Genomic DNA, 22,011 nt, shown 5'->3' with positions numbered 1-22,011 from the left:
TATCGAGCATATGAGACGGTCTTGAATGTGTGCCAAGCCCCAAAACTATAATGGGAGGCATGTCTGAAAACACTCCCCGTTACGCCTCCGGCGTCGCACTGGTCAATGTTGTTATCTCTGGCGAGCACGCCGGCACCGTCCTGGATGCCTGGTTCCCCGCCCCCTCCCTCACCCAGACCCCCGACCTGTCCATCGCGGACGAGTTGGAGGAACTGGCCGTTGAGCATCCGGCGCGTAACGCCCGTACCGAGGTGCGTACTGCATCCATCAACCTGGATGAGGCACCCGAAGACGCAGTCGACGCGTACCTGCGTCTGCACCTGCTCTCCCACACTCTGGTTCGCCCCAACGAGCTGAACCTGGACGGCCTGTTCGGCACCCTGGCGAATGTTGCGTGGACTAACCACGGCCCGGTGCTTGCCGCCGAGTTCCAGAAGCTGGCGATTGGTCTGCGCAAGCTGGGCCACCTGAGCGTGAGCCACATTGATAAGTTCCCGCGCCTGGTGGATTACGTGGTTCCCGCCGGCGTGCGCATTGGCGACGGTGACCGTCTACGCCTGGGTGCGCACCTGGCGTCCGGCACGACCGTGATGCACGAAGGCTTCGTGAACTTCAACGCCGGTACCCTGGGCACCTCCATGGTTGAGGGCCGTATTTCTCAGGGCGTTGTGGTGGGCGACGGCTCGGATGTGGGTGGCGGCGCCTCCACGATGGGTACCCTCTCCGGTGGCGGCACTCAGCGCGTGTCCATTGGTGAGCGTTCTCTGCTGGGTGCGGAGTCCGGTATCGGTATTGCTCTGGGTGATGACTGCGTGGTTGAGGCTGGCCTGTACGTGACCGCCGGTTCGCGCGTGAGTGTTCTGCTACCCGGTCAGGAGGCGCGCGTGGTGAAGGCTGCGGAGCTGTCCGGCGTGTCGAATCTGCTGTTCCGCCGCAATTCGATTAGCGGCGCGATTGAGGTTCTGCCGCGTGCGAAGAACACCGTGGAGCTGAACGAGGCACTACACCTGAACTAGTCTGTGCACTAGTGCTGGTTGTCTTTGCAATCTTTTGGGGTCGGGATGTGTGAAGCATCCCGACCCCTTTTCTGTGCCCCTGTGTTCTCTCTTCGTCGCTCTCACAGGCTGGGCGCGAATCCGCGGCGGCTACGATGACCGTTTTCAGGGCGGGATGCTCAGGCTTTCGCTAGGCTGGTAGTACCGGGTACAGCGCACCCGCCATGACTGACCACTTGTACAGTTCAGAGAGGAATTCAGATGCCCAAATCACCTAAGTCAGAGTCGACGATGAGCGAAACCTACCGGCACTTTACGCGCCTCTTCCCCTACCCGCACGAGCGTATTGCGGTGGGCGCTCCTGCCGCTGATGCCATGACTCGTTACGATGAGCTGGCTAAGCTGGGGCGCGCGGAGGGGTTCGTCCCCTTCTTCCTGAACCTGAACGATACGGTGCTTGAAAGCATGGTCATTGCGGTATCCCTTGAGCACGACATCATTGACGATGTTGAGACTCTAACCCCCGAGCAGGTGAGCGCCTACACTCGTGCTGTCCTGCAGCGTTACCGTACCGCCCGTGGTGGCGCCTCCGCCGAAGAGTACGGTAGCACCGCCATTGCCCAGCAGCTGCGCCGGGTTGCCGACGATGGCGAAGATACTAGCGAGGACGACCCGGACGACTTCAACCTCAACGAGCTTGTCGACGAGTTTATGAGCTCCGATTTTCTGCCCGATGAGGAGCCCGAAGCTGACGCCCCGACTCTTTCCGCTCTGCTCTGCTACGAGCTTGCGGATGAGGAGAATCAAGGCGAGATGCTCCTGCTGCAGGTTCCGACCAATGACCCTGCCGATATTCCCGCGTACCTGCCCTTCGGCGGCTGGAATGACTGCCCGGACGCTGAAACGCAGCTGGCGTTCACCCACTATTGGCGTGAAAAGTACGGTGCCATCCCGGCGGCTCTTGACAATGCTGATTGTCTGGAATTTCTGGTGGAGCGCCCCGTCACCGACCCGGTCGAAGCGAAGAATCTGGCGGTCGAGCAATTCGCATTCTGTTCCGATCTTCCGTTCCAGGTTTTTGAGGATTTTGAGCAGCTGACGGAGTTTATTCACCAGAGCCGCCAGTGGTATTTCTGGTGGGATTAGAGGTCGACTCAGAAATCAGCTAATACGCGGATTCAGGCGCTGGGCAAAGGCGAGTGGCGACACACCTCAATAACGCCTCCCACATGCTCACACCAGAGTGCACAAGCGCACAGTGTCCCGCAGTACTTACACCCCATTCACAGCTGTACCATTAGATACAGCTCAACAGCTTTTGTCCCCCATCCGGAGCACTTTTTCCGGATATATAAAGCCCGAAAGGACATCATGAAGGTACTCGTTACCGGCGGCGCCGGCTACATCGGCTCCCACACTGTACTTGAACTGCTCAAGGCAGGCCACGACGTCGTCGTCATGGATAACCTCGCGAACTCTTCCGAGGAGTCCCTCAAGCGCGTCGCTGAACTCGCTGGCCGCGCCCCCGAGTTCCACAAGGTTGACCTGCTCGACCTCGAAGGTATGAAGGCTCTCTTCAAGCAGGTTCGCCCCGACGCTGTGATTCACTTTGCGGGCCTGAAGGCTGTGGGCGAGTCCGCAGAGAAGCCGCTGTGGTACTACCAGACCAACGTGGCTGGCACCCTGAACCTGCTGTACGCAATGGATGAGGCTGACTGCCACTCCATCGTGTTCTCCTCCTCCGCTACCGTGTACGGTGAGCCCGAGTCCATGCCTCTGATCGAGAAGATGAACATGGATGCGCAGTCCTGCTACGGCCGCACCAAGGAGCACATTGAGGACATGCTGGTTGACCTGGCTGCTTCCGACTCCAAGTGGAACATTGCTCTGCTGCGTTACTTCAACCCCGTTGGTGCGCACGAGTCCGGCCGTATCGGTGAGGACCCGGCGGGTATCCCGAACAACCTGGTGCCCTTCATCGCGCAGGTTGCTGTGGGTCGCCGCGATCATCTGAACGTCTTCGGTAACGACTACCCGACCGTTGACGGTACCGGTGTGCGCGACTACATCCACGTGGTTGACCTGGCTGACGGTCACCTGAAGGCGCTGAACTACATTACTGAGCACGGCGGCCTGCACACCTGGAACCTGGGTACCGGTAACGGCTACTCGGTTCTGCAGGTTCTGCACGCGTTCGAGGAGGCGTGCGGTAAGGAGCTGCCGTACAAGATTGTGGATCGTCGCCCCGGTGACGTTGCGGTCTCTTACGCTGATCCTTCCTCTGCTCTGGCGGATCTGGGTTGGAGCGCTAGCCGCGACATTAAGACCATGGTTCGCGACCACTGGAACTGGCAGAAGAACAACCCCAACGGTTACGAAGCCTAAGCTGTTTTAGCCCCTTGTGAGGGGTGTTGAAGAGTGCCCGATAGGTGTTATCTCACCTATCGGGCACTTTTTTGCACTTTTTTCGAAATTCTTGCCAGCTTGTGATTTACGCTCTGGAGGCGGTGGACAGCCCTCTGGGGCATATGCGCAGGAATCTACGTTTCTGCTAGTCAGAGCTATTTGTGGAGATGGGGTGTTTTTTACCCATATTTTTACGTCAAAAATACTATAACTATGCATTAGCCCTTAAAAATTCACAGTTTTTACACGGGGAAACGAATAATTTACACGCGTGTTACACGCCGGGCGTAAGCTAAAAACTCAGCATTTATGCAATCTGCATCATAGATACACCTCACATGAAAGGTTAGTGATGTCCGCACAGGCAGCTCCCGCAGCACAGAAAAACCTCGTAGAGATTACCGACGTCAACAAGTACTACGGCACTAATCACGTTCTGAAGAACATCAACCTTTCCGTGGGCAAGGGCGAGGTCATCATCCTTCTCGGCCCCTCCGGTTCCGGCAAATCAACCCTCTGCCGAACCATCAACCGCCTCGAAACCATCTCCAGCGGTTCCATCAAGATTGACGGGCAGGAACTGCCCAAGGAGGGCCGCGCCCTCGCCAAGCTCCGCGCAGAGGTCGGCATGGTTTTCCAGTCCTACAACCTCTTCGCGCACAAGACCATCCTGGACAACGTGACCCTCGGCCCCCGCCGAATCCGCAAAATCTCCAAGTCAGAGGCAGAAGCAGAAGCCATGCAGCTGCTCGCAAAGGTTGGTGTGGATTCCCAGGCTAACAAGATGCCCGCCCAGCTTTCCGGTGGTCAGCAGCAGCGCGTCGCTATCGCCCGCGCCCTCGCTATGAAGCCCAAAGTCATGCTCTTTGACGAACCCACCAGCGCCCTCGACCCCGAAATGGTCAACGAAGTGCTCGACACCATGGTCTCCCTCGCGAAGGAAGGCATGACCATGATCGTGGTGACCCACGAGATGGGATTCGCCCGCAAGGCGGCAGACCGCATCGTCTTCCTTGCCGACGGCGAGATCGTCGAAGAGGCACACCCGGACGAGTTCTTCACCAACCCGAAGAGCGAGCGCGCCAAGGACTTCCTATCCAAGATCATCGACCACTAAGCAAGGGATTGTCATGAAAAAATATTCACGTAAGCTCGCGGCACTCGCCGCGGCAGCATCCCTCGCCCTCACCGGTACTCTCGCAGGATGCTCCAGCGCAAATAGCGACCACAAGATCCGCATCGGCATTAAGTTCGATCAGCCCGGCCTCGGCTACCAGGACGGCAGCGCATACACCGGCTTCGACGTGGACGTAGCACGCTACGTCGCAGGTAAGCTCGGCTACTCCGAAGACCAGATCGAGTTCGTCGAATCCCCCAGCGCCAACCGCGAGAACATGCTCAACAACGGCCAAGTGGACATGATCTTTGCGACCTACTCCATCTCTGATAGCCGTAAGAAGACCGTGGACTTCGCCGGCCCCTACTACACCGCAGGTCAGGACCTACTCGTGCGTGCCGATAACACCGATATCCACGGCCCCGACGACCTCAACGGCAAGAACCTCTGCTCCGTCACCGGCTCCACCAGCGCCCAGAAGGTGCAGGACAAGTTCGCCAAGAACGTGAACCTGGTCAAGCAGAACAGCTACTCCGACTGTGTGGTCGCCCTCAACGGCGGCGTGGTTGACGCCGTCACCACCGACGACATCATCCTCGCCGGTCTGGCAGCCACCAAGGCGAACAAGGGCAAGCTGAAGGTGGTTGGCGCCCCGTTCACCACAGAACGCTACGGCGTGGGCCTGCCCAAGGGCACCGACAAGTGCGAAGCCGTGAACAAGGCGATCAACGAGATGGTCGCCGACGGCACCTGGGAGAAGCTGGTCACCAAGTACACCGAAGGTACCGGCTACCACTACAACACCGAGACCAATCCGCCGTCCCCGAGCGCTTCCTGCGCCTAGTCTCTAGAGAGGTTCACGAATGTCATTCTTTGACCAACTCGGCGCCCTCCTGGCAAAGTACGATGTGCTCGGCGCCTTCATGACCAATATTGAGCTGACCTTCTGGGCGGCTATTGGCTCCTTCGTCATCGGTACCGTGCTGGCGCTCATGCGCATCAGCCCCGTTCCGTCCCTGCGATGGGTGGGTACCGCCTACGTGCACCTGGTGCGTAACACCCCGCTGACCATTCTGATGACCCTGGCGATTCTGGGTGTGTGGACTCAGTTCCAGCTCTCCTTCTCGCACGATTTTGACACGAACTTCTTCGTGTACGCGGTGATTGTGCTGTCGATTTACCACGCGGCGTTCATCTGCGAGGCGATTCGTTCGGGTGTGAACACCGTGCCGAAGGGACAGGCTGAGGCGGCACGCGCTATCGGTCTGGGCTTCTTCGACACCGCCCGCTTGGTGATTTTCCCGCAGGCTCTGCGCGGTTCCATCACCCCGCTCGGTAACACCCTGATTGCTCTGGCAAAGAACACGACCGTGGCTTCTGTGGCGTCGGTGGCTGAGGCTTCCGGCATGATGAAGTCCATGATTGAGTTCGACGCGAACATGGTGCTTGCCATCTTCATGATCTTCGCAATGGGCTTCGTGATTATTGTTGTTCCCATTGGTGTCCTGACCACCTGGTCCTCTCGTAAGCTGGCGGTGAAGCGATGAAAAACCCCTTTATCAGTAATGAAACCCGCGCCGCTTCTTCGGTGCTTTTCGATGAGCCGGGCCCCATTGCTCAGCGCCGCACCCGCATCTTCAACATTGCGGCACTCATCGTCTTCGCGATTTTCGCGGTGTACGTGCTGAGCGTGATGGGTGAGAAGGGCCAGCTGGAGGCAGAAAAGTGGACCGACCTGTTCACCGCCCGCGCCTGGACTTCCTACTACTTGCCGGGTCTCGCCTCGACTCTGTCGGCGGCAGCGATTTCGGTGGTCACCTCCATTGCGTTCGGTCTGCTCTTCGGTATTGCTCGACTGTCTCAGTACCGCGTGTTCCGTTGGATTGGTACCGTGGTCGTGGAGTTCTTCCGCGCCGTGCCGGTGCTGATCATGATGATCTTCTTCTGGCTGTTCTTGGGCAAGTACAGCGGCCTTCCGCCGGCTCAGCTACCCTTCATCGCCGTGGTGATTGGTCTGACCCTGTACAACGGCTCGGTGATTGCTGAGCTGCTGCGTTCGGGTGTGAAGCAGCTTCCGCGCGGTCAGGGTGAGGCGGGTCTGGCAATCGGTCTGACCCCCAGCCAGACTCTGATTCAGATTCTGATTCCGCAGGCGTTCACCGCCATGATGCCCTCGATGCTCAGCCAGTTCGTTGTGATTCTGAAGGACACCGCCCTTGGTTACATCATCTCCTACCCCGAGCTGCTCGCTTCGGCGCGCCGTATCGGTTCCGGTGACGGTAACGTGCTGCAGACCCTGCTTCTGGCGGCGGCGCTGTTCGTGATTGTGAACTTTATCCTGACGGCTGTGGCAACCGGCATTACCGACCGCCTGGCATCGCGTACCTCCGCTAAGGTGACCCGCGAGCTGATTCCCGGCGAGTTGGACAACCCGAACCCGCCGACCGTTCAGATGTTCGTTCTGCCCGGAGGCCGCAAGTAACCCTTCTCGTTCGGGCTCCTCAGCCAACGACAATCAGCGGATATGGCAAAGCCCCCGCACTCCCCTTTCGGGAGGGTGCGGGGGCTTTCTGCTGTGCGGGCTAGTTAGCTGCCGAAGCTACACGCCTATCGGGGCTACATGCCTGTCGGGACTGCTTAGCGGCAACGTTACTTAGATGCAGAAGCCTTCAGACGCTCAGCAGCCTTCGCCACCGCCTCATCCGAGGCGGTCAGAGCGATACGCACGTAGCCTTCGCCGTCCTCGCCGTAGAACACGCCGGGGCCAGCAATAATACCCAGCTCCGCCAGGCGACCAATCGAATCCCAGGTGGACTCGCCGAAAGTGGTCCACAGGTACAGGCCAGCCTCAGAATTCTCGATGCGGCCACCGGCGGCGGCAATCGCCTCCTCCAGTACCTCGCGGCGGGCACGGTACAGGTCCTTCTGAGCCTCCACGTGCGCCTCATCAGCCAGCGCCACCATCATGGCAGCCTGCACGGGGGCGGGCACAATCATGCCGGCGTGCTTGCGGCTATTAATCAGGTTCGGCATGATTTCGGGAGCACCGGCGATGAACGCGGCACGGTAACCGGCGAGGTTCGACTGCTTCGACAGCGAGTACACAGCAAACAGGCCAGTAAAGTCACCATCGCACACGCGAGGATCCAGGATGGACGGCACCGGCTGACCGCCGCGCGCCTCATCCCAGGCACCCCAACCAAGCTCCGCGTAGCACTCGTCAGATGCCACCACGGCACCGATTTCACGCGCCTGCGCCACAATCTCACGCAGCTGCTCCACGGTACGGACCGTGCCGTTCGGGTTCGCCGGGGAGTTCACCCAAATCAGCTTCACGCGGCTGCGGATGTCAGCGTCCAGCTCGTCCAGGCTGTCGGCGGGCACAGACTCGGCGCGGGCAAAGCGGGCACCCATATCGTAGGTGGGGTACGCAACGCGCGGGTACACGACCACATCGCCCGGGCCCAGACCCAGCAGGAACGGCAGCCACGCCACGAGTTCCTTCGAACCAACCGTGGGCATGATCGCGTCCGGGCTCAGGCCCTTCACGCCGCGTCGGCGCTCAAACCACTCGGCGATAGCCTCACGCAGGGCGGGGGTGCCCTGGGTGGTCGGGTAGCCGGGAGCGTCAGAGGCAGCCGCCAGCGCCTCGCGAATGTTCTGCGGGGTCGGGTCAACCGGGGTGCCGATGGACAGGTCCACCGGGCCGTCCGGGTGGGCGGCCGCGGTTGCGCGGTAGGGGGCGAGCGCCTCCCAGGGGTATTCGGGCAGGTTCAGGCCGTAAGTCATTGTGTCACCTGGTTGCTTGGGAATAGTTTTCGTCATTTTAGTCTAGCGCCCGGGCGCTGGCGTGCCTACAGCAAGAGCCTCCATTCCAGCGCCTAGACGGTGCGTGGGCACCGGGTGCTGTGATGGAGGCTCTTGGCACCCGTTAGCGGGTGCGGTCAGTCTATGCGGTTGTAGCTACTACTCGCCGCAGGCTACTACTCACCACGAGGGGGCAGCGCCGCGATGAAGGGCACGTCCTTGCCGGTGGGACCGAGCTTTGCTGCGCCGCCGGGGGAGCCCAGGTCGTCGAAGAAGTCTGCGTTGGCGCTGACGTATTCGGTCCACTCTTCGGGGACGTCGTCTTCGTAGTAGATTGCTTCTACGGGGCAGACGGGCTCGCAGGCGCCGCAGTCCACGCACTCATCGGGGTGGATGTACAGGGTGCGTTCGCCTTCGTAGATGCAGTCGACGGGGCATTCTTCAACGCATGCGCGGTCTTTGACATCCACGCAGGGAAGCGCGATTACGTAGGTCATTGGTGTGCCTTTCTAGAAGCTGTTCGCCCCGTGCCCGCCGGTCTGCGGGTCGTCTGCTGCAGGGCAAAATCTACAGAGTAAACCGCCGAGTGGTTGGTACCCGGCGGGGAAGTCTGTGTATAGTCTATCGCGCGCTGACTGTTTAACAGTATTTTCGTGGTGTATCAGACAGTGGGTCACTGGGTTTGTGGGGGTATTTTTTAGGCTAGGCTGACCTGGTATTTATTTGCATTACGACTAGTCGGCTGGCTTTCAAAAATAGATTAAGCCAAAAATGAAATCTTCGTCACATGAATTTTTTGATGAAGTCCACGCTTTTTCCCACGCATGAAATTCACCGAATAACGCATAAATTTTCTTCTCTATTTTCCTGCTTTCACGCCCGCATTCGTAGCTCATCGCCCGCAGACCAAACAACGAGGCAGAAGAAGCCGCTACCAAAGAAGGAGGGGCGCCCCGGCACACCGGAACGCCCCTCCCCCACGTTATGACGTAGCGATAACCTTCAGGCTACTTCTTAGCACGCGCACGCTGATGCGCCGCACGCGGCGAGAAATACTGCGCATCCTTCACGCGAGCGCGAGTGTACACGAGCATGCCCAGCATCGCCGCCACCGGGGCGCCAAACCACCACAGGGCACCGTAGAAACCAATCGCCGAGTGGCTCGGGTTCACCAGCACGAACGGCGAATCGGGGCGACCGTACGCCAGAACGTACACGGTCACGAACACCGCAACAGCCACAACAGCCGCCGCATAGCCGCGACGCAGCGACAGGGCACACCACAGGGCGGTAAAGAAAACCGTCAGGTACGCCACCAGCAAGCCCAGCGGCAGGGCGGTATCCCCCGCATACACGACCCAGGCGTGGTAAATTGAACCGGCGATACCGGCGAAAATACCCAGAATCGAGCCGGTCAGAACGCCCGCCACCAGACCCGCCTCCTGCGGCTTCGGATGCACGGTCGCGGTCGGGTCGCCGTCGAGCACGCGGAAGGTCTCCACGGCAGAAATCTTCTGCGGCACCTTGTTCGAGTACTCGAAAGTCTTCTCGTCCACCACCGTAATCTGGGTGCGGTGCGCCTCCATCGCCTTACGCTTGGCGGTTCCGTCACCGTAGATAGCCGCCTGCACGCGCTGATCAGCCGTATCAAACTCGCCCTCGATACCCCAGGTGAGAATCGGGCGGTCCTCATCGTCGTCGTCAAGAATCTGCAGGGCGCGGTGCACAATCTCGTACACGCGCACGTGGTCGGGGTGGCCGTAGCCGCCGTCCGAATCGTAGGTGACCAGAACGTCCGGATTGAGGGCGCGGATAGCGGCAACCAGCGCCTGAGCCTGCGGTTCCAGAGGCTGCGCGGTCAACGAATCAGCCGCCGCCACCGGGTTAGCGACGGGCTTACCCTCCGGACCCCACGCCATACCGGAGTCACGGTACAGAGGCAGCGCGCCTTCAGCCACGGCGGGCTCCTGGCCCAGGAAGAACTGCTTCTTCACGCCCAGCGCCTTGATAGCGCCAGCAAGCTCACCGGTGCGGTACTCGCCCAGCGCCTCACCATTATCACGGCAGCCGGGCTTACCGACCTCCAGGTGATGCAGCTCCTCGGGGATGACCTCACCCAGCTCACCGCGGGTCGCAGTCAGCAGGTACACCTCCGCGCCCTTCTGCGCGTAGTACGCCATGGTCGCACCGGTCGAGGAGGTTTCATCATCCGGGTGTGCATGCACGAACAGGATGCGTGCCTTCTTCGCATCGTAGTTATTCGGTAGCAGGTCACGGCGCGAGCCGGGGGCGATGCGCTCACCCTGCGTGGGGTAGCTGGGGGTCACAGAATCAGGCTGAGTGTTCTCGGAATCAGACACAGGCTTTCCCTCTCATACGCAGGGTCGGGCTTTCGGACAGTCAACAGCGCCGTACGGGGTGGCGGGTAGGTGCCACCGCCTCGGGCGCATTATTTTATCTTACACACTCACCCGCACGGCGCGGAGCGTTCGGGCTTTTCGGAGGCGGTTTTAGCCAGCACGCAGAAGCGCGTCCCCTCCCCTACCTACTTGTTTTCCCGAACGCTTCGGGAGGATTAAAACGGGAGGGATAAACAGAACCGCCGCCACCTTCCATATGAAAGGTAGCGGCGGCTCTTACGTAACGACAGCACCCGCTACAGTAGGCTAGTCGCTAACGCGCTATTAGTTCGCGCGTATTAGTCGTTCGCACGGGCGCGGCGGCGGAACTCGCGGACACGCTCGTTGGAATCCAGGATGACCTTACGGATACGAATCGCCTCGGGGGTAACCTCAACGCACTCGTCTTCGCGAGCGAACTCGAGGCACTCTTCCAGGGTCAGCTTCTTCGGCGGGGTCAGGTTTTCGAAGTTGTCCGCGGTCGAAGAACGCATGTTGGTCAGCTTCTTTTCCTTGGTGATGTTAACTTCCATGTCGTCTGCACGGGAGTTCATACCAACGATCATGCCCTCGTACACCTCGGAGGTGGGCTCCACGAAGAAGGTGCCGCGCTCCTGCAGGTTAATCATCGCGTAGGGGGTCACCACGCCGGCACGGTCAGCAATCAGCGAACCGTTGGTGCGGTACTCAATGTCGCCAGCCCAGGGCTCGTGCTCAATCGAGTAGGAGGAAGAAATACCGGCACCGCGGGTCTCAGTCAGGAACTGGGTACGGAAACCAATCAGACCACGTGCGGGAACAGCGAACTCCATACGGACCCAACCGGTACCGTGGTTCGCCATGTTCTCCATGCGGCCCTTACGTGCAGCCATCAGCTGGGTGACAGCGCCCAGGTACTCCTCGGGCACGTCAATAATCATGTGCTCCATGGGCTCGTAGACCTTGCCGTCGATGGTCTTGGTAACCACCTGGGGCTTGCCCACGGTCAGCTCGAAGCCTTCGCGGCGCATCTGCTCCACGAGGATAGCCAGGGCGAGCTCGCCACGGCCCTGAACTTCCCACGCGTCCGGACGCTGGGTGGGCAGAACCTTGATGGACACGTTACCGATGAGCTCGCGGTCCAGGCGGTCCTTCACCTGACGTGCGGTGACCTTTGCGCCCTTGACGCGGCCAGCCAGCGGGGAGGTGTTAATACCGATGGTCATGGAGATCGCGGGATCGTCCACCTTGATCAGCGGCAGGGGCTTGGGGTTCTCCGCGTCGGTGAGGGTTTCACCAATGGTGATGTCCTCAATACCTGCCACTGCGACGATTTCGCCGGGGCCAGCGGACTCTGCGGGAACACGCTCGAGAGCCTTGGTAGCCAGCAGCTCAGAGATGCGGACGTTCTTGATTTCACCGTCGTGACGTGCCCAGGCAACGGTCTGGCCCTTCTTCAGGGTGCCGTTGAAGATACGGACCAGTGCCAGACGGCCCAGGAACGGGGAGGAGTCCAGGTTGGTCACGTGTGCCTGCAGAACCTCGTTGGGATCGTAGGTGGGGGCGGGCACGTGCTCGATGATGGTCTTGAACAGCGGCTCAAGGTCGCCGTTGTCGGGCAGCTGGCCGTCTGCGGGCTGGTTCAGGGATGCAGCGCCAGCCTTACCGGATGCGTACACCACCGGAACGTTCAGCACAGCGTCCAGGTCCAGGTCGGGGACTTCCTCCGCCAAATCGGATGCCAGGCCAAGCAGCAGGTCCATGGACTCGCCAACAACCTCGTCGATACGGGAGTCGGGGCGGTCAACCTTGTTCACCACGAGAATCACGGGCAGCTTAGCAGCCAGTGCCTTACGTAGCACGAAGCGAGTCTGGGGTAGCGGGCCTTCGGATGCGTCCACGAGCAGCACAACGCCGTCAACCATGGACAGGCCGCGCTCCACCTCGCCACCGAAGTCGGCGTGGCCGGGGGTGTCAATAACGTTAATGGTGATGGTCTCACCGTTGGCGGAAGGGCCGTTGTAGAACACGGTGGTGTTCTTCGCCAGAATGGTGATGCCCTTTTCCTTTTCGAGGTCGCCGGAGTCCATGACTCGGTCTTCAACATCTGCGTGGGCAGAGAAGGCGTGGGTCTGCTGCAGCATCGCGTCGACGATGGTGGTCTTGCCGTGGTCAACGTGTGCCACGATGGCCACATTGCGAAGGTCGGGGCGCGAAGCGGTATTTTCAGACATGCGTTAAGTTTCTCGCTTAAATCTAGGGGATAGTCTTGCCAACGGGTGCGCGCTAGACAGCGCGGGGGTCGCAGGGCAGTACCTACAGGTAGGTATCTGGGGGTGTTTGCCGGTTTGAGTGTTTGCCGATGGACCCGCTCTGCGATGAGAGCATTTCCGGGCACGCCAAAACGGACCCCCCTCCGTTGGGCTTAGCTACCAGTGTATCACTAGGGCTTTTCTGCGAGCCACTCATCAATCATGCGGCGGGCGACCGCATTCGTGCCGGGCAGCTCCAGCTTGGCGGGGTCGTCCTCGGCGCTGTTGCCGCGCTCCTCCGAGATAGCAATCGCCTCACGCAGTTCGGGGGCGGTAAACCAGCGCGCCGCGCGAATCTCACCGTCGTGGTGGATGATGGGTTCGTTCTCATCCACGCGCGCCCGGTAGCAAATCATGAGCGAGCGCGGGAAAGGCCACACATCACTCATACGGTACTCGGTGCTGAGGGTGTGCAGGCCGGTTTCTTCGTAGACTTCGCGGGCGATTGCCTCTTCGAGGTTTTCGCCGGGGTCAACGAATCCAGCAATAAGGGCGAAGCGGTTCGGGTGCCACTGGCGGTTATTCGCGAGCAGCACGCGCTCGCCATCGCGGCTGGTCACCAGCGCCATCACGGCGGGTTCAATGCGGGGGAACACCAGCTCGCCCGAGGCGGTGCGGCGGATTCCCTTGGAGCCGAGGGGCGCCTCCTCGCCACTGTAGGCGGAGTAGCGCATGTCGATGAGGTAGTCGCGGCGCGCCAGGGCGGTGGCATAGTGGGCACGGCCTTCCGGGTCCTCGTGGACCGGGTAGTAGAGGAAGCCACTGACAGAGGCGTGCACCCGAGGGTTGTTCAGGTTGACGGCGACCTGCGCGAGGGTTTCATCCTCGCAGTAGAGCACGTGCACCTCCGCGCCACTATTCTTCTGGGCGTCAGCGCCGTAAGCGGCGGGGCGGATGACACTGCGTGCAAGGATCACGTCTTCGGTCAGCGGCTCAGCAGCATCGTGACCGGTCAGGTAGTGCAGGGTTCCGTCATCGTTGAGGAGGGTCTCCCCCGCGCGGGAGATGAGCAGGTAGCGCAACGCGCGAGTGCCAGTGGGCGTGTGAGCATCAGCGGGTGCGTGTTCAGGTGAAGAAGTCATAGGTTTTACTCTACTCCGCTCGTGCTCCTTCGTTGCGCGGCTGTAGCTCACGTTCGCATGACAAAAAGCAAAAACCAGCGTTTCCTTCCCGACCAGCGTTCCTTTCCCGACCCACGTTCCAGAAAGACCTCAGGGCACAGCAAAGCCCCCTCCCACACACGGTGGAAGGGGGCACTGCACTCTTCACAATCTTATCAGGTGCGTTACTTTGCGGTGGTTCCCTTCGGGTCCCAACCAGCGGCAAGGGCACGCTCGTAGATAATATCGGTCAGGGTTGCCTCGTAGACATTCGTCAGGTGGTTCGAGTCGGCGTACATGTACACGTTGCCCTGCAGGACCGAGCACTTGCCGTCGGGGCAATACACATCCTTCAGATCGATCTGGTAGGCACCGCGGTCAGCGTACTTGGCGAAAATCGGGGCGGCAGGGTCCTCACCGTACTTTGCTTCGATGGGCTCTGCACAGTCATCGATGTTCTTCGCCTTCATTGCGCACATGTACATGTCGGAGGCAAAACGCGGGTTATCGCGAATGCCAATGACCTGAATACCTGCGTCAGTAAGCTTGCGCAAGGTCTCGTCCAGACCGGGGTCTACGGTTTCGCCCTCAGCAGTTGTTGCGGTGGTGGTCGAAATAATAAACACGGTGGTCGGCTTCGCCGTCAGAATTTCAGCGGTCGCGTTCTCAGTGAACGGGATGCAACGCTTCATGAACCCATTCACCGTATTCTCAGGCTGGGTGAAAGGATACGGGCAACCGGTTAGCAGCAGGTTGAGCTGGTTAGCGCCCGCCTGCTTAGAAATACCTTTCAGAGCCTCAGTCTTCTGCAGAGCGTGGGAACCCTTACAACCGGTATCCCAGGGGACGAATAGACTAGCAATAGTAGCGTTCTTCGGGATGGGGTCAGCTTCAACGAGCTCCTTATCGGGCGAGAGTGCACGGGCACCGGGGTAGGTGTCCTTATCGTCCTGGATACTGCTCATCGCGTTGCTGATAACCTGTGCGTCACGCTGCTCAGCCAGTGCGCGGGTACCGAGCACTGTCGGTGCGACCAGGGCAAGAATTGCCGCAACGAATGCGATGTTGCCAGCCCACGCTGCGTAGGAGGTGACCGGGCGCTTGAACTTCAGTTTGGAGGCGAGCGCCGGCAGGAAGTTGTCGAATGCCGAGCGCAGGGGCTTCTCCACGAAGCGGTTCAGAACCCACGCCAGGCCAATCGATGCGGCAATCAGTACGGTGCCTTCGAGGAAGGAGACGCGCGGCTTACCCGCGGCGGCGCTGTAGAGCACAAGCATGGGCCAGTGCACCAGGTACAGGGCGTAGGAAATATTGCCCAGGTTCAGCAGCGGCTTGGAGGTCAGCAGACGGTCAATCGCGAACTTATGATCGGTGCGGCCGGCAATAATGACCAGTGCACCGGAGAGAATCGGCCACAGGGCGAGGAAGCCGGGGAACGCCTTCTCAACAGGCAGCACGGCGCCGCAGGTAATCAGACCGATGGTACCAATCCAGCCCATGACCACGCGGGTGCCCACGTGTGCGGGCTTCCACTTGAGGGTCATGATGGCGAGCAGGGTACCGACCGCGAACTCCCAGAGGCGGGTGCGGGTATCGAAGTAGGCGTAGGCGGCGAAGTTCTTGGTCTCCCACACGGAGAACGCGAAGGATGCGCAGAAGACCAGGCCGAAGACCAGCACGGCGGCGGGTACCGGCTTGATACGAGCCTTCTTCACCAGCAGAGCGGTGATTGCGAAGAGCACCGGCCACAGCAGGAAAATCTGACCCTGAATCGACAGGGACCAGAAGTGCAGGAAGGGCGTCTTGCCGCCGGTGTCGGAGGCAAAGTAGTTCACCGCGTTGTTCGCCAGGTTCCAATTCTGCCAGTAGAACAGGGATGCCTGCGCGTCCACGGCACGTGCGCTCCAGACGGTCGGTGAGAGTACCAGGAAGCTTCCGGCGAGGGTCAGCAGAATCACGACCGACGCTGCGGGCAGCAGACGGGTGAACACGTGCGTCCAGTAGTTCAGGAGTTTGAGGGGCTTACCCTCATTGATCTTCCGCATGAAGGAGAGCGAGAGCAGGAAAGCGGAGATGAACAGGAAGACGTCCACACCGCCGGAGACCTTGCCCACCCACACGTGGTAGATCACGACGAGCAGCACAGCGAATGCGCGTAGACCCTGGATTTCGGGGCGGAAGCCGCGGGTTTCCAGGAAAGACTCGTAGGGAGGATTCGTATTGTTTTTAGGCACACGAATCCCCTGGAAGAGGTTAAAAGCCATGTTTAGTTGTCCTGAGTGTTGTGTGCTTGAGAGATTGGTATGAGTCTCCAGCCCCAAAGGTCGTACCGGGCGGAAGAATCTCATAGGGATGTCTGGGCGCGGGGTGAGGTGGCAGTCCTCGAGGTGTTTCTGCACTCCAGACAGTATTCCGACTAGTCTAACGTTTTTTAAAGCTGAACTTCAAGGTTTGCGGGATTTATCCTATTCCCTGTGCGATTCATTCACTCTCTCGAGGGATGCACGCCCGACAAGGCACGTTACCCTCTTCGTTTTCTTCGATTTACCCGCCCCGATTCTGCGCTGCGCACAGCAGTGCCAGGTTTCGATTTTTTCGCCGTATCGTTCCATATCACCCCCGAAAGAGATGACAGAGGCACCCGAAAATAAGAGAATGGAACCATGACTACTTCTATTGACCCCACGACCACATCCGCGTGGTCTGCTCTGTCCGCTCATCACAAGTCCCTCACTCCGAACCTGCGCGAGTGGTTTGCTGCTGACCCGGAACGCGCGCAGAAGCTCAGCTTCACCGCCGACGAACTGCACGTCGACCTCTCCAAGAACCTGATTACCTCCGAGACCGTTGAGCTGCTGCTCAAGCTCGCTGAAGAGGTCAAGCTGGAGCAGGCTCGCGAGGCTATGTTCTCCGGTGAGCACATTAACGTCACAGAGGACCGCGCCGTGCTGCACACCGCACTGCGCCGCCCCGAGGGTTACACCCCCGCGCTGACCGTTGACGGCCAGGACGTAGACGCAGACGTTCACGCCGTTCTGAAGAAGATTTACGCATTCGCTGAGCGCGTGCGCAGCGGCGAGTGGATCGGTATCACCGGCAAGCGCATCGAGACCGTCGTGAACATCGGTATCGGTGGCTCCGACCTGGGCCCGGTCATGGTGTACGAGGCTCTCAAGCCTTACGCCGATGCAGGCATCACCGCCCGCTTCATCTCCAACATTGACCCGACCGACGTGGCTGAGAAGGTCTCCGACCTGAACCCCGAGACCACCCTGTTCATCGTCGCATCCAAGACCTTCGGCACCCTGGAGACCCTGACCAACGCACGCGTGGCACGCGAGTGGCTGCTCTCCTCCCTGCGTGAGGCAGGCGCGCTGGAGGGCAAGGAAGCATCCGAGGCTGTGGCTAAGCACTTCGTGGCTGTCTCCACCGCACTCGACAAGGTTGCAGCATTCGGCATTGACCCCGAGAACGCTTTCGGCTTCTGGGACTGGGTTGGCGGCCGCTACTCCGTAGACTCCGCGATCGGCACCTCCCTGGCTATTGTTTTCGGTCCGAAGGTTTTCGCTGAATTCCTCGCCGGCTTCCACGCAATGGATGAGCACTTCCGCACCGCTCCCCTGGCGCAGAACGTGCCCGTTCTGATGGGTCTGCTGAACATCTGGAACGTGAACTTCCTGGGTGCTGAGACCCACGCGGTTCTGCCCTACGACCAGTACCTGCACCGCTTCCCCGCATACCTGCAGCAGCTGACCATGGAGTCCAACGGCAAGTCCGTTCGCGCAGACGGCTCCTTCGTCAACTACGCAACCGGTGAAGTCTTCTGGGGCGAGCCCGGCACCAACGGCCAGCACGCTTTCTACCAGCTGATCCACCAGGGCACCCGCCTGATCCCCGCGGACTTCCTGGCATTCGCTAACCCGGTCCACCCGACCAAGGACGGCGAGCAGGACGTTCACGAGCTGTTCCTGGCTAACTTCTTCGCACAGTCTCAGGCTCTCGCCTTCGGCAAGACCGAGGAAGAGGTTCGCGCAGAGGGCACCGCAGAGCACGTGGTCAACGCACGTATCTTCAGCGGTAACCGCCCCTCCACCTCCATCATGGCGCCGCGCCTGACCCCGCGCGTTCTGGGCTCCCTGATTGCCCTGTACGAGCACATCACCTTCGTTCAGGGTGTCGTCTGGGGCATTGACTCCTTCGACCAGTGGGGTGTTGAGCTCGGTAAGAAGCTGGCCCTGGATCTGGTTCCCGCTATTGAGGGTGACCGCGAGGTTCTGGCTCGTCAGGATTCTTCGACCGCTTCGCTGATTGACTACTACCTGAAGAACCGCACCAAGTAGTAGCTCAGACCTACACCCGAGAGTTTTATAGCTTTCGGGTGTAGTATGCACAAACCGCCGGATAGGCTCCCAGTTCGGGAGGCTATCCGGCGGTTTTGCTATATGGGTTCTAGTTATATGGGTTCTGGCTGACCCCGTGCTGCTAGTCCACGGCGGGCAGGGTGTCCGAGGCAATCTCGGCGATAATGCGCACCACGGTGGACTCGGGCAGCTGCGGGATGCCCTGCTCGTCACGAACCACGCCACCGGCATCGCGGTGAGCGGTCAGCTCCACACCCTCGGTCGCCTCGTCACCGTCAGCACGGGTTGCGGGCACATGCACGAACCCTGCGGGGATGCTCAGCCCCAGCTCACGGCTGATGCGCTGCCCCTCGTAGAACACGTGGTTGCACACGTAGGTTCCGGCGGTGTACGAAATCTCGACCGGCTCCCCCGCCGCACGCAGACGCTCAAAGCTGGCGCGCACCGGCAGGGAGGAGAAGTACGCTTCCTGACCACCCGGAGCAATCGGCTCATCGCAGCGCTGGTCGCCGTCGTTATCTTCAATACCAGCAGAGTCCAGATTGATAGCAACCTGCTCCAGGCTCACCACGTCGCGGCCAACCGCCACGCCCAGGCTGATGAGCGCATCGGGCTGCACCTCCTGCAGGGCGGCACGCAGGGCGGTGCTGGAGCCGTCATAGCTGACGGGCAGTTCGCGGGTGATGACGTTCAGGTCCGGGCGCATCTGGCTCAGCAGACGCTGAGCACCCTCGGCGAGCGCCACGGTGGGGTTCACGGGCACACCGGGGAACGGGCCGAAGAAGGTCAGCAGCAGGGTGCGTGCCTGGTTGGGTGTGGTTGACATAGTCGATCTCGTTTTCTGCGGTGGTTTATTCAGCAGCGTTCTTTACTGCGGCGCGGCGTTCCAGGTCCTTGGCGAGCGCCTCCAGAAGCTCCTCGGGGGTGGTGGCAATGATGAGCTCGTCCAGGTAGCGCTCGTTCAGCAGGCCGGTGGACGCCATGTAGTGCATCGCGTCGATGAGCTTGTCCCAGTAGCCGTTGACGTTCAGCAGGGCAACCGGCTTGGAGTGAATGTCGAGGAACTGCCAGCTGAAGACTTCAAAGAACTCTTCGAGGGTGCCGGGGCCGCCGGGCATGGCGACGAACGCGTCAGCCTTCTCAATCATGGCGATTTTGCGCTGGTGCATGGTGTCCACAATGTCGAGGGTGGTCTGGCCGGGGTACACGCCCTCCAGGCCGACCAGCTTGTGGGTGACCACGCCGTAGACCACGCCGCCGGCGTCCAGGGTTGCGCCCGCGACGGTGCCCATGAGGCCGGTGCGGCCGCCACCGTAGACCACGCCAATATTGTTCTGGGCGCAGAGGGTTCCGAGCTCCTGGGCGCGGGTGGTGAAGAGCGGGTCGTTGCCGGAGCGTGCACCGCAGTAGACGGCGAGGTTGTAGTCAGTCTTCTTCATGGTTCTCCTTGGGGTGTATGGGGGGGTTCCGGGGTGGAGCGCCTCTATGCGTTCTACCCGCGATAGATGTTGCTGTGTTGAGGGTACCGGATGCACCTGTGTACCTCATGTGTGCCGCCCGCCAGTTCAGGGGGGCATGGGCGCGGTGGTTAGGGTAGCGGGGTGCGTGCCAGCAGCGGGAAGATCTGCTCGGTATTGAGAGGTGCCTGCGCGGCGCTATCGGAGGGGCTGCTCATGGAGGGGTTGACCCAGCGTAGCTCAGCGATTTCTGCCTGCGGCACCAAAGAAGCCAATAGCTCGTGCTGCTCGTCGGTGGGGGCGTATTCGAAGGTTTCGGCGCGTACCGTAAAGCCTGCCTCGTTCAGCGCGGCGGCTTCGAGGAGTCCGAGGTGGCGCATCCGGTCGGGGTCGGGGGTGAGCCCGATTTCTTCGCTCACTTCGCGGCAGGCAGTCTGCAGCGGGGTCTCCCCCGGTTCGGGTTTGCCGCCGGGCATCATGAACCCGTCGCTACCCTGTTTGCGCACGGTGAGTACGAGCCCGTCCCGGTTGCGGATTGCCACGGCGCACACGTTGACGACGCGGTGGGCGCTATCGATGGCGCTGTGTTCAGCAATGGGCTGGGCAGTGTGGGCTGCTTCTACTCGGTTCTGCGGGTTCTTCTGTGTGGGCATCTTTCTACCCTAGCATTTCCCTGTCTTCTGCCCGGCGCTGTGCGTGTTTGTCTTATTCATCCGCCCTATTGTGCGCCCTGCGGGTAGTGGTTTTACGTAATATTTCGGCGAGTTATCTTATGTCCGGTTCATGCGTTTAGGTGCGTGTTACGGTGTAAGTAACCGCGATGTCGCGGTACCGTATACGCACTCGACTTGGCGTGATACAGGAAGAGTGCGAATCGCTCAATCACTCATGTAGAAGGAACTTCGTGATGGCTAACTCTTCTCCTGCCCGCCGCTACGGTAGCGCCGGCGCTTCTGTTCTTCTTGCCGCCTCCTTGAGCCTGGGCGCTCTGCCTTCTGTTGCGGCAGCAAATACCCCGAATCCGGATAACCCGCCGGTTATTACGGTCTACAACTACAAGGTTGAGACCAACACCCGTGAGCTGAAGACCGCCCTGCGTCTGAACAAGATTACGTTCAAGGCATCGAAACTGCCCGCGAAAACTACCGCTTTCGCCCCGGCTTTGCATGAGGCAAACCATAGGGGTTTCCCGTTTCTGAACCCGATTCAGACGGTGCGCGTTGACGGCCCGTTCAAGGACGGCACGGCGACTGCGACCCATTACGTTCCCGGTAGCCTGATTGACCCGGCGAAGAACTACAGCTTCGTCGCTAATATCATCGTTGATGGTTACGGTGGCGGTCAGGTTCTGCGCATGGACGTTGTGAAGGATAGCGCCGCACCGGTTCTGCACGTGGATTCCCCGCGTCTGAACACCAAGGGTGAGACCGTGTTGAAGGTGCGCGGTGCCGGCTACACGGGTGAGGCGACCCCGCACGGTGTGCGCGTGGTGGTGTCTGATACGAACGTGTGGGTTCCCGGCCGTTTTCCCCAGCAGGGTATGCGCTTCGTGGCTGAGGTGACCGTACCTGCTTCGCAGATTCACAACGGTGTCTTTGAGACGGAGGTGAAGGTTCCGGCGGATGTTGCGGCGACGCTGAATACCTCCCACAAGTACATTGCGGGCACCATGGCGGCTGGCGTTGAGGGTGCCGAGTACGGTTCGTTTGATGCTCAGAAGCCTCTTGAGCTTTTCGCGCAGGAGCCCGTGGTGTCTGCGGTTCCGACTTATGCCCCGACGGTGGCTCCTCTGCCCGAGGCAACCGTGGGCGTTAACCCGACCGATGCACCCACCGTGGCACCCCTGCCCGAGGCAACCATCGGCGTGAACCCGACGGACGCACCCACCGTGGCACCGCTACCGGAGGCAACCATCGGCGTGAACCCGACGGACGCACCCACCGTGGCGCCCCTGCCGGAGGCAACCGTAGGCGTTAACCCGACCGACGCGCCCACCGTGGCACCCCTGCCCGAAGCAACCGTAGGCGTGAACCCGACGGACGCACCCACCGTGGCGCCCCTGCCGGAGGCAACCGTAG

At 60.6% G+C, this 22,011-nt stretch carries 18 protein-coding genes; 9 read left to right on the top strand and 9 right to left on the bottom strand.

The features are described from left to right. The first annotated feature begins 50 nt into the window (after positions 1 to 50). From dapD to QZ822_RS06900, 7 genes are all read left to right on the top strand, one after another. Positions 51 to 1,016, top strand: coding sequence for a 2,3,4,5-tetrahydropyridine-2,6-dicarboxylate N-succinyltransferase (gene dapD, locus QZ822_RS06930; RefSeq protein WP_294643565.1), 966 nt, complete (start codon positions 51 to 53; stop codon positions 1,014 to 1,016). Positions 1,017 to 1,256: 240 nt separating this feature from the next. Beyond that, positions 1,257 to 2,141: a DUF4253 domain-containing protein gene (locus QZ822_RS06925; protein WP_294643563.1), complete on the top strand. Its 885-nt coding sequence runs from the start codon at positions 1,257 to 1,259 to the stop codon at positions 2,139 to 2,141. A 225-nt stretch (positions 2,142 to 2,366) separates the two neighbouring features. Beyond that, a complete protein-coding gene (galE, locus tag QZ822_RS06920; RefSeq protein ID WP_049327623.1) occupies positions 2,367 to 3,380 on the top strand; it encodes a UDP-glucose 4-epimerase GalE in 1,014 nt (337 codons plus the stop codon). A gap of 373 nt (positions 3,381 to 3,753) precedes the next feature. Beyond that, a complete protein-coding gene (locus QZ822_RS06915; protein ID WP_294643561.1) occupies positions 3,754 to 4,518 on the top strand; it encodes an amino acid ABC transporter ATP-binding protein in 765 nt (254 codons plus the stop codon). A 13-nt stretch (positions 4,519 to 4,531) separates the two neighbouring features. Beyond that, positions 4,532 to 5,362: a glutamate ABC transporter substrate-binding protein gene (locus QZ822_RS06910; protein ID WP_294643559.1), complete on the top strand. Its 831-nt coding sequence runs from the start codon at positions 4,532 to 4,534 to the stop codon at positions 5,360 to 5,362. 19 nt (positions 5,363 to 5,381) lie between these two features. Beyond that, positions 5,382 to 6,065 carry an amino acid ABC transporter permease gene (locus QZ822_RS06905; RefSeq protein WP_012903145.1) on the top strand — a complete coding sequence of 228 codons (684 nt, stop codon included), beginning with the start codon at positions 5,382 to 5,384 and terminating at the stop codon, positions 6,063 to 6,065. Then, positions 6,062 to 7,000: an amino acid ABC transporter permease gene (locus tag QZ822_RS06900; protein WP_294643557.1), complete on the top strand. Its 939-nt coding sequence runs from the start codon at positions 6,062 to 6,064 to the stop codon at positions 6,998 to 7,000. Before QZ822_RS06905 ends, QZ822_RS06900 begins: the two co-directional genes overlap by 4 nt. Before the next feature lie 167 nt (positions 7,001 to 7,167). Here QZ822_RS06900 and dapC read toward each other — a convergent pair whose 3' ends face one another. The 6 genes from dapC to QZ822_RS06870 form a co-directional block, all read right to left on the bottom strand. After that, the gene (dapC, locus tag QZ822_RS06895) at positions 7,168 to 8,307 is read right to left on the bottom strand and encodes a succinyldiaminopimelate transaminase (protein ID WP_294643556.1); all 1,140 of its coding nucleotides are present in this window, start codon (positions 8,305 to 8,307) and stop codon (positions 7,168 to 7,170) included. A gap of 194 nt (positions 8,308 to 8,501) precedes the next feature. Next, positions 8,502 to 8,822 carry a ferredoxin gene (fdxA, locus tag QZ822_RS06890; protein WP_049354209.1) on the bottom strand — a complete coding sequence of 107 codons (321 nt, stop codon included), beginning with the start codon at positions 8,820 to 8,822 and terminating at the stop codon, positions 8,502 to 8,504. Positions 8,823 to 9,332: 510 nt separating this feature from the next. Continuing rightward, entirely contained in the window at positions 9,333 to 10,685 is a 1,353-nt protein-coding gene (locus QZ822_RS06885; RefSeq protein ID WP_294643554.1) for a PIG-L family deacetylase, read from the bottom strand. Positions 10,686 to 11,023: 338 nt separating this feature from the next. Next, positions 11,024 to 12,937 carry a translational GTPase TypA gene (gene typA / locus QZ822_RS06880; RefSeq protein ID WP_294643552.1) on the bottom strand — a complete coding sequence of 638 codons (1,914 nt, stop codon included), beginning with the start codon at positions 12,935 to 12,937 and terminating at the stop codon, positions 11,024 to 11,026. Positions 12,938 to 13,146: 209 nt separating this feature from the next. After that, a complete protein-coding gene (locus QZ822_RS06875; RefSeq protein WP_294643550.1) occupies positions 13,147 to 14,097 on the bottom strand; it encodes an NAD(+) diphosphatase in 951 nt (316 codons plus the stop codon). A gap of 203 nt (positions 14,098 to 14,300) precedes the next feature. Continuing rightward, positions 14,301 to 16,349 (bottom strand): acyltransferase family protein, encoded by a 2,049-nt coding sequence (locus tag QZ822_RS06870; protein WP_294643548.1) that lies wholly within the window; start codon positions 16,347 to 16,349, stop codon positions 14,301 to 14,303. Between the two features lie 429 nt (positions 16,350 to 16,778). Here QZ822_RS06870 and pgi point away from each other — a divergent pair, with 429 nt between their 5' ends. Then, positions 16,779 to 18,455, top strand: coding sequence for a glucose-6-phosphate isomerase (gene pgi / locus QZ822_RS06865; RefSeq protein ID WP_294643547.1), 1,677 nt, complete (start codon positions 16,779 to 16,781; stop codon positions 18,453 to 18,455). 142 nt (positions 18,456 to 18,597) lie between these two features. On the opposite strand, the gene QZ822_RS06860 is transcribed toward pgi, so the two are convergent. The 3 genes from QZ822_RS06860 to QZ822_RS06850 all read right to left on the bottom strand — a co-directional run bounded on the left by QZ822_RS06860 (position 18,598) and on the right by QZ822_RS06850 (position 20,586). Further along, on the bottom strand, positions 18,598 to 19,302 hold the full coding sequence (locus QZ822_RS06860; RefSeq protein ID WP_294643545.1) for a pyroglutamyl-peptidase I: 705 nt from the start codon (positions 19,300 to 19,302) through the stop codon (positions 18,598 to 18,600). A gap of 25 nt (positions 19,303 to 19,327) precedes the next feature. Further along, entirely contained in the window at positions 19,328 to 19,915 is a 588-nt protein-coding gene (locus tag QZ822_RS06855) for a TIGR00730 family Rossman fold protein (RefSeq protein WP_294643543.1), read from the bottom strand. 149 nt (positions 19,916 to 20,064) lie between these two features. After that, positions 20,065 to 20,586, bottom strand: coding sequence for an NUDIX domain-containing protein (locus tag QZ822_RS06850; protein ID WP_294643541.1), 522 nt, complete (start codon positions 20,584 to 20,586; stop codon positions 20,065 to 20,067). Between the two features lie 254 nt (positions 20,587 to 20,840). Between QZ822_RS06850 and QZ822_RS06845 the strand changes: the two genes are divergently transcribed. Beyond that, positions 20,841 to 22,011, top strand: a 1,171-nt coding sequence (locus tag QZ822_RS06845; protein WP_294643539.1) for a hypothetical protein, incomplete at its 3' end; no start/stop codon positions are given.

The organism is uncultured Rothia sp. (assembly GCF_916715725.1).
Taxonomy (GTDB): domain Bacteria; phylum Actinomycetota; class Actinomycetes; order Actinomycetales; family Micrococcaceae; genus Rothia.
The sequence above is the reverse complement of the archived record's forward strand: the minus strand, read 5'-3'. Positions and strand labels throughout refer to the sequence as shown.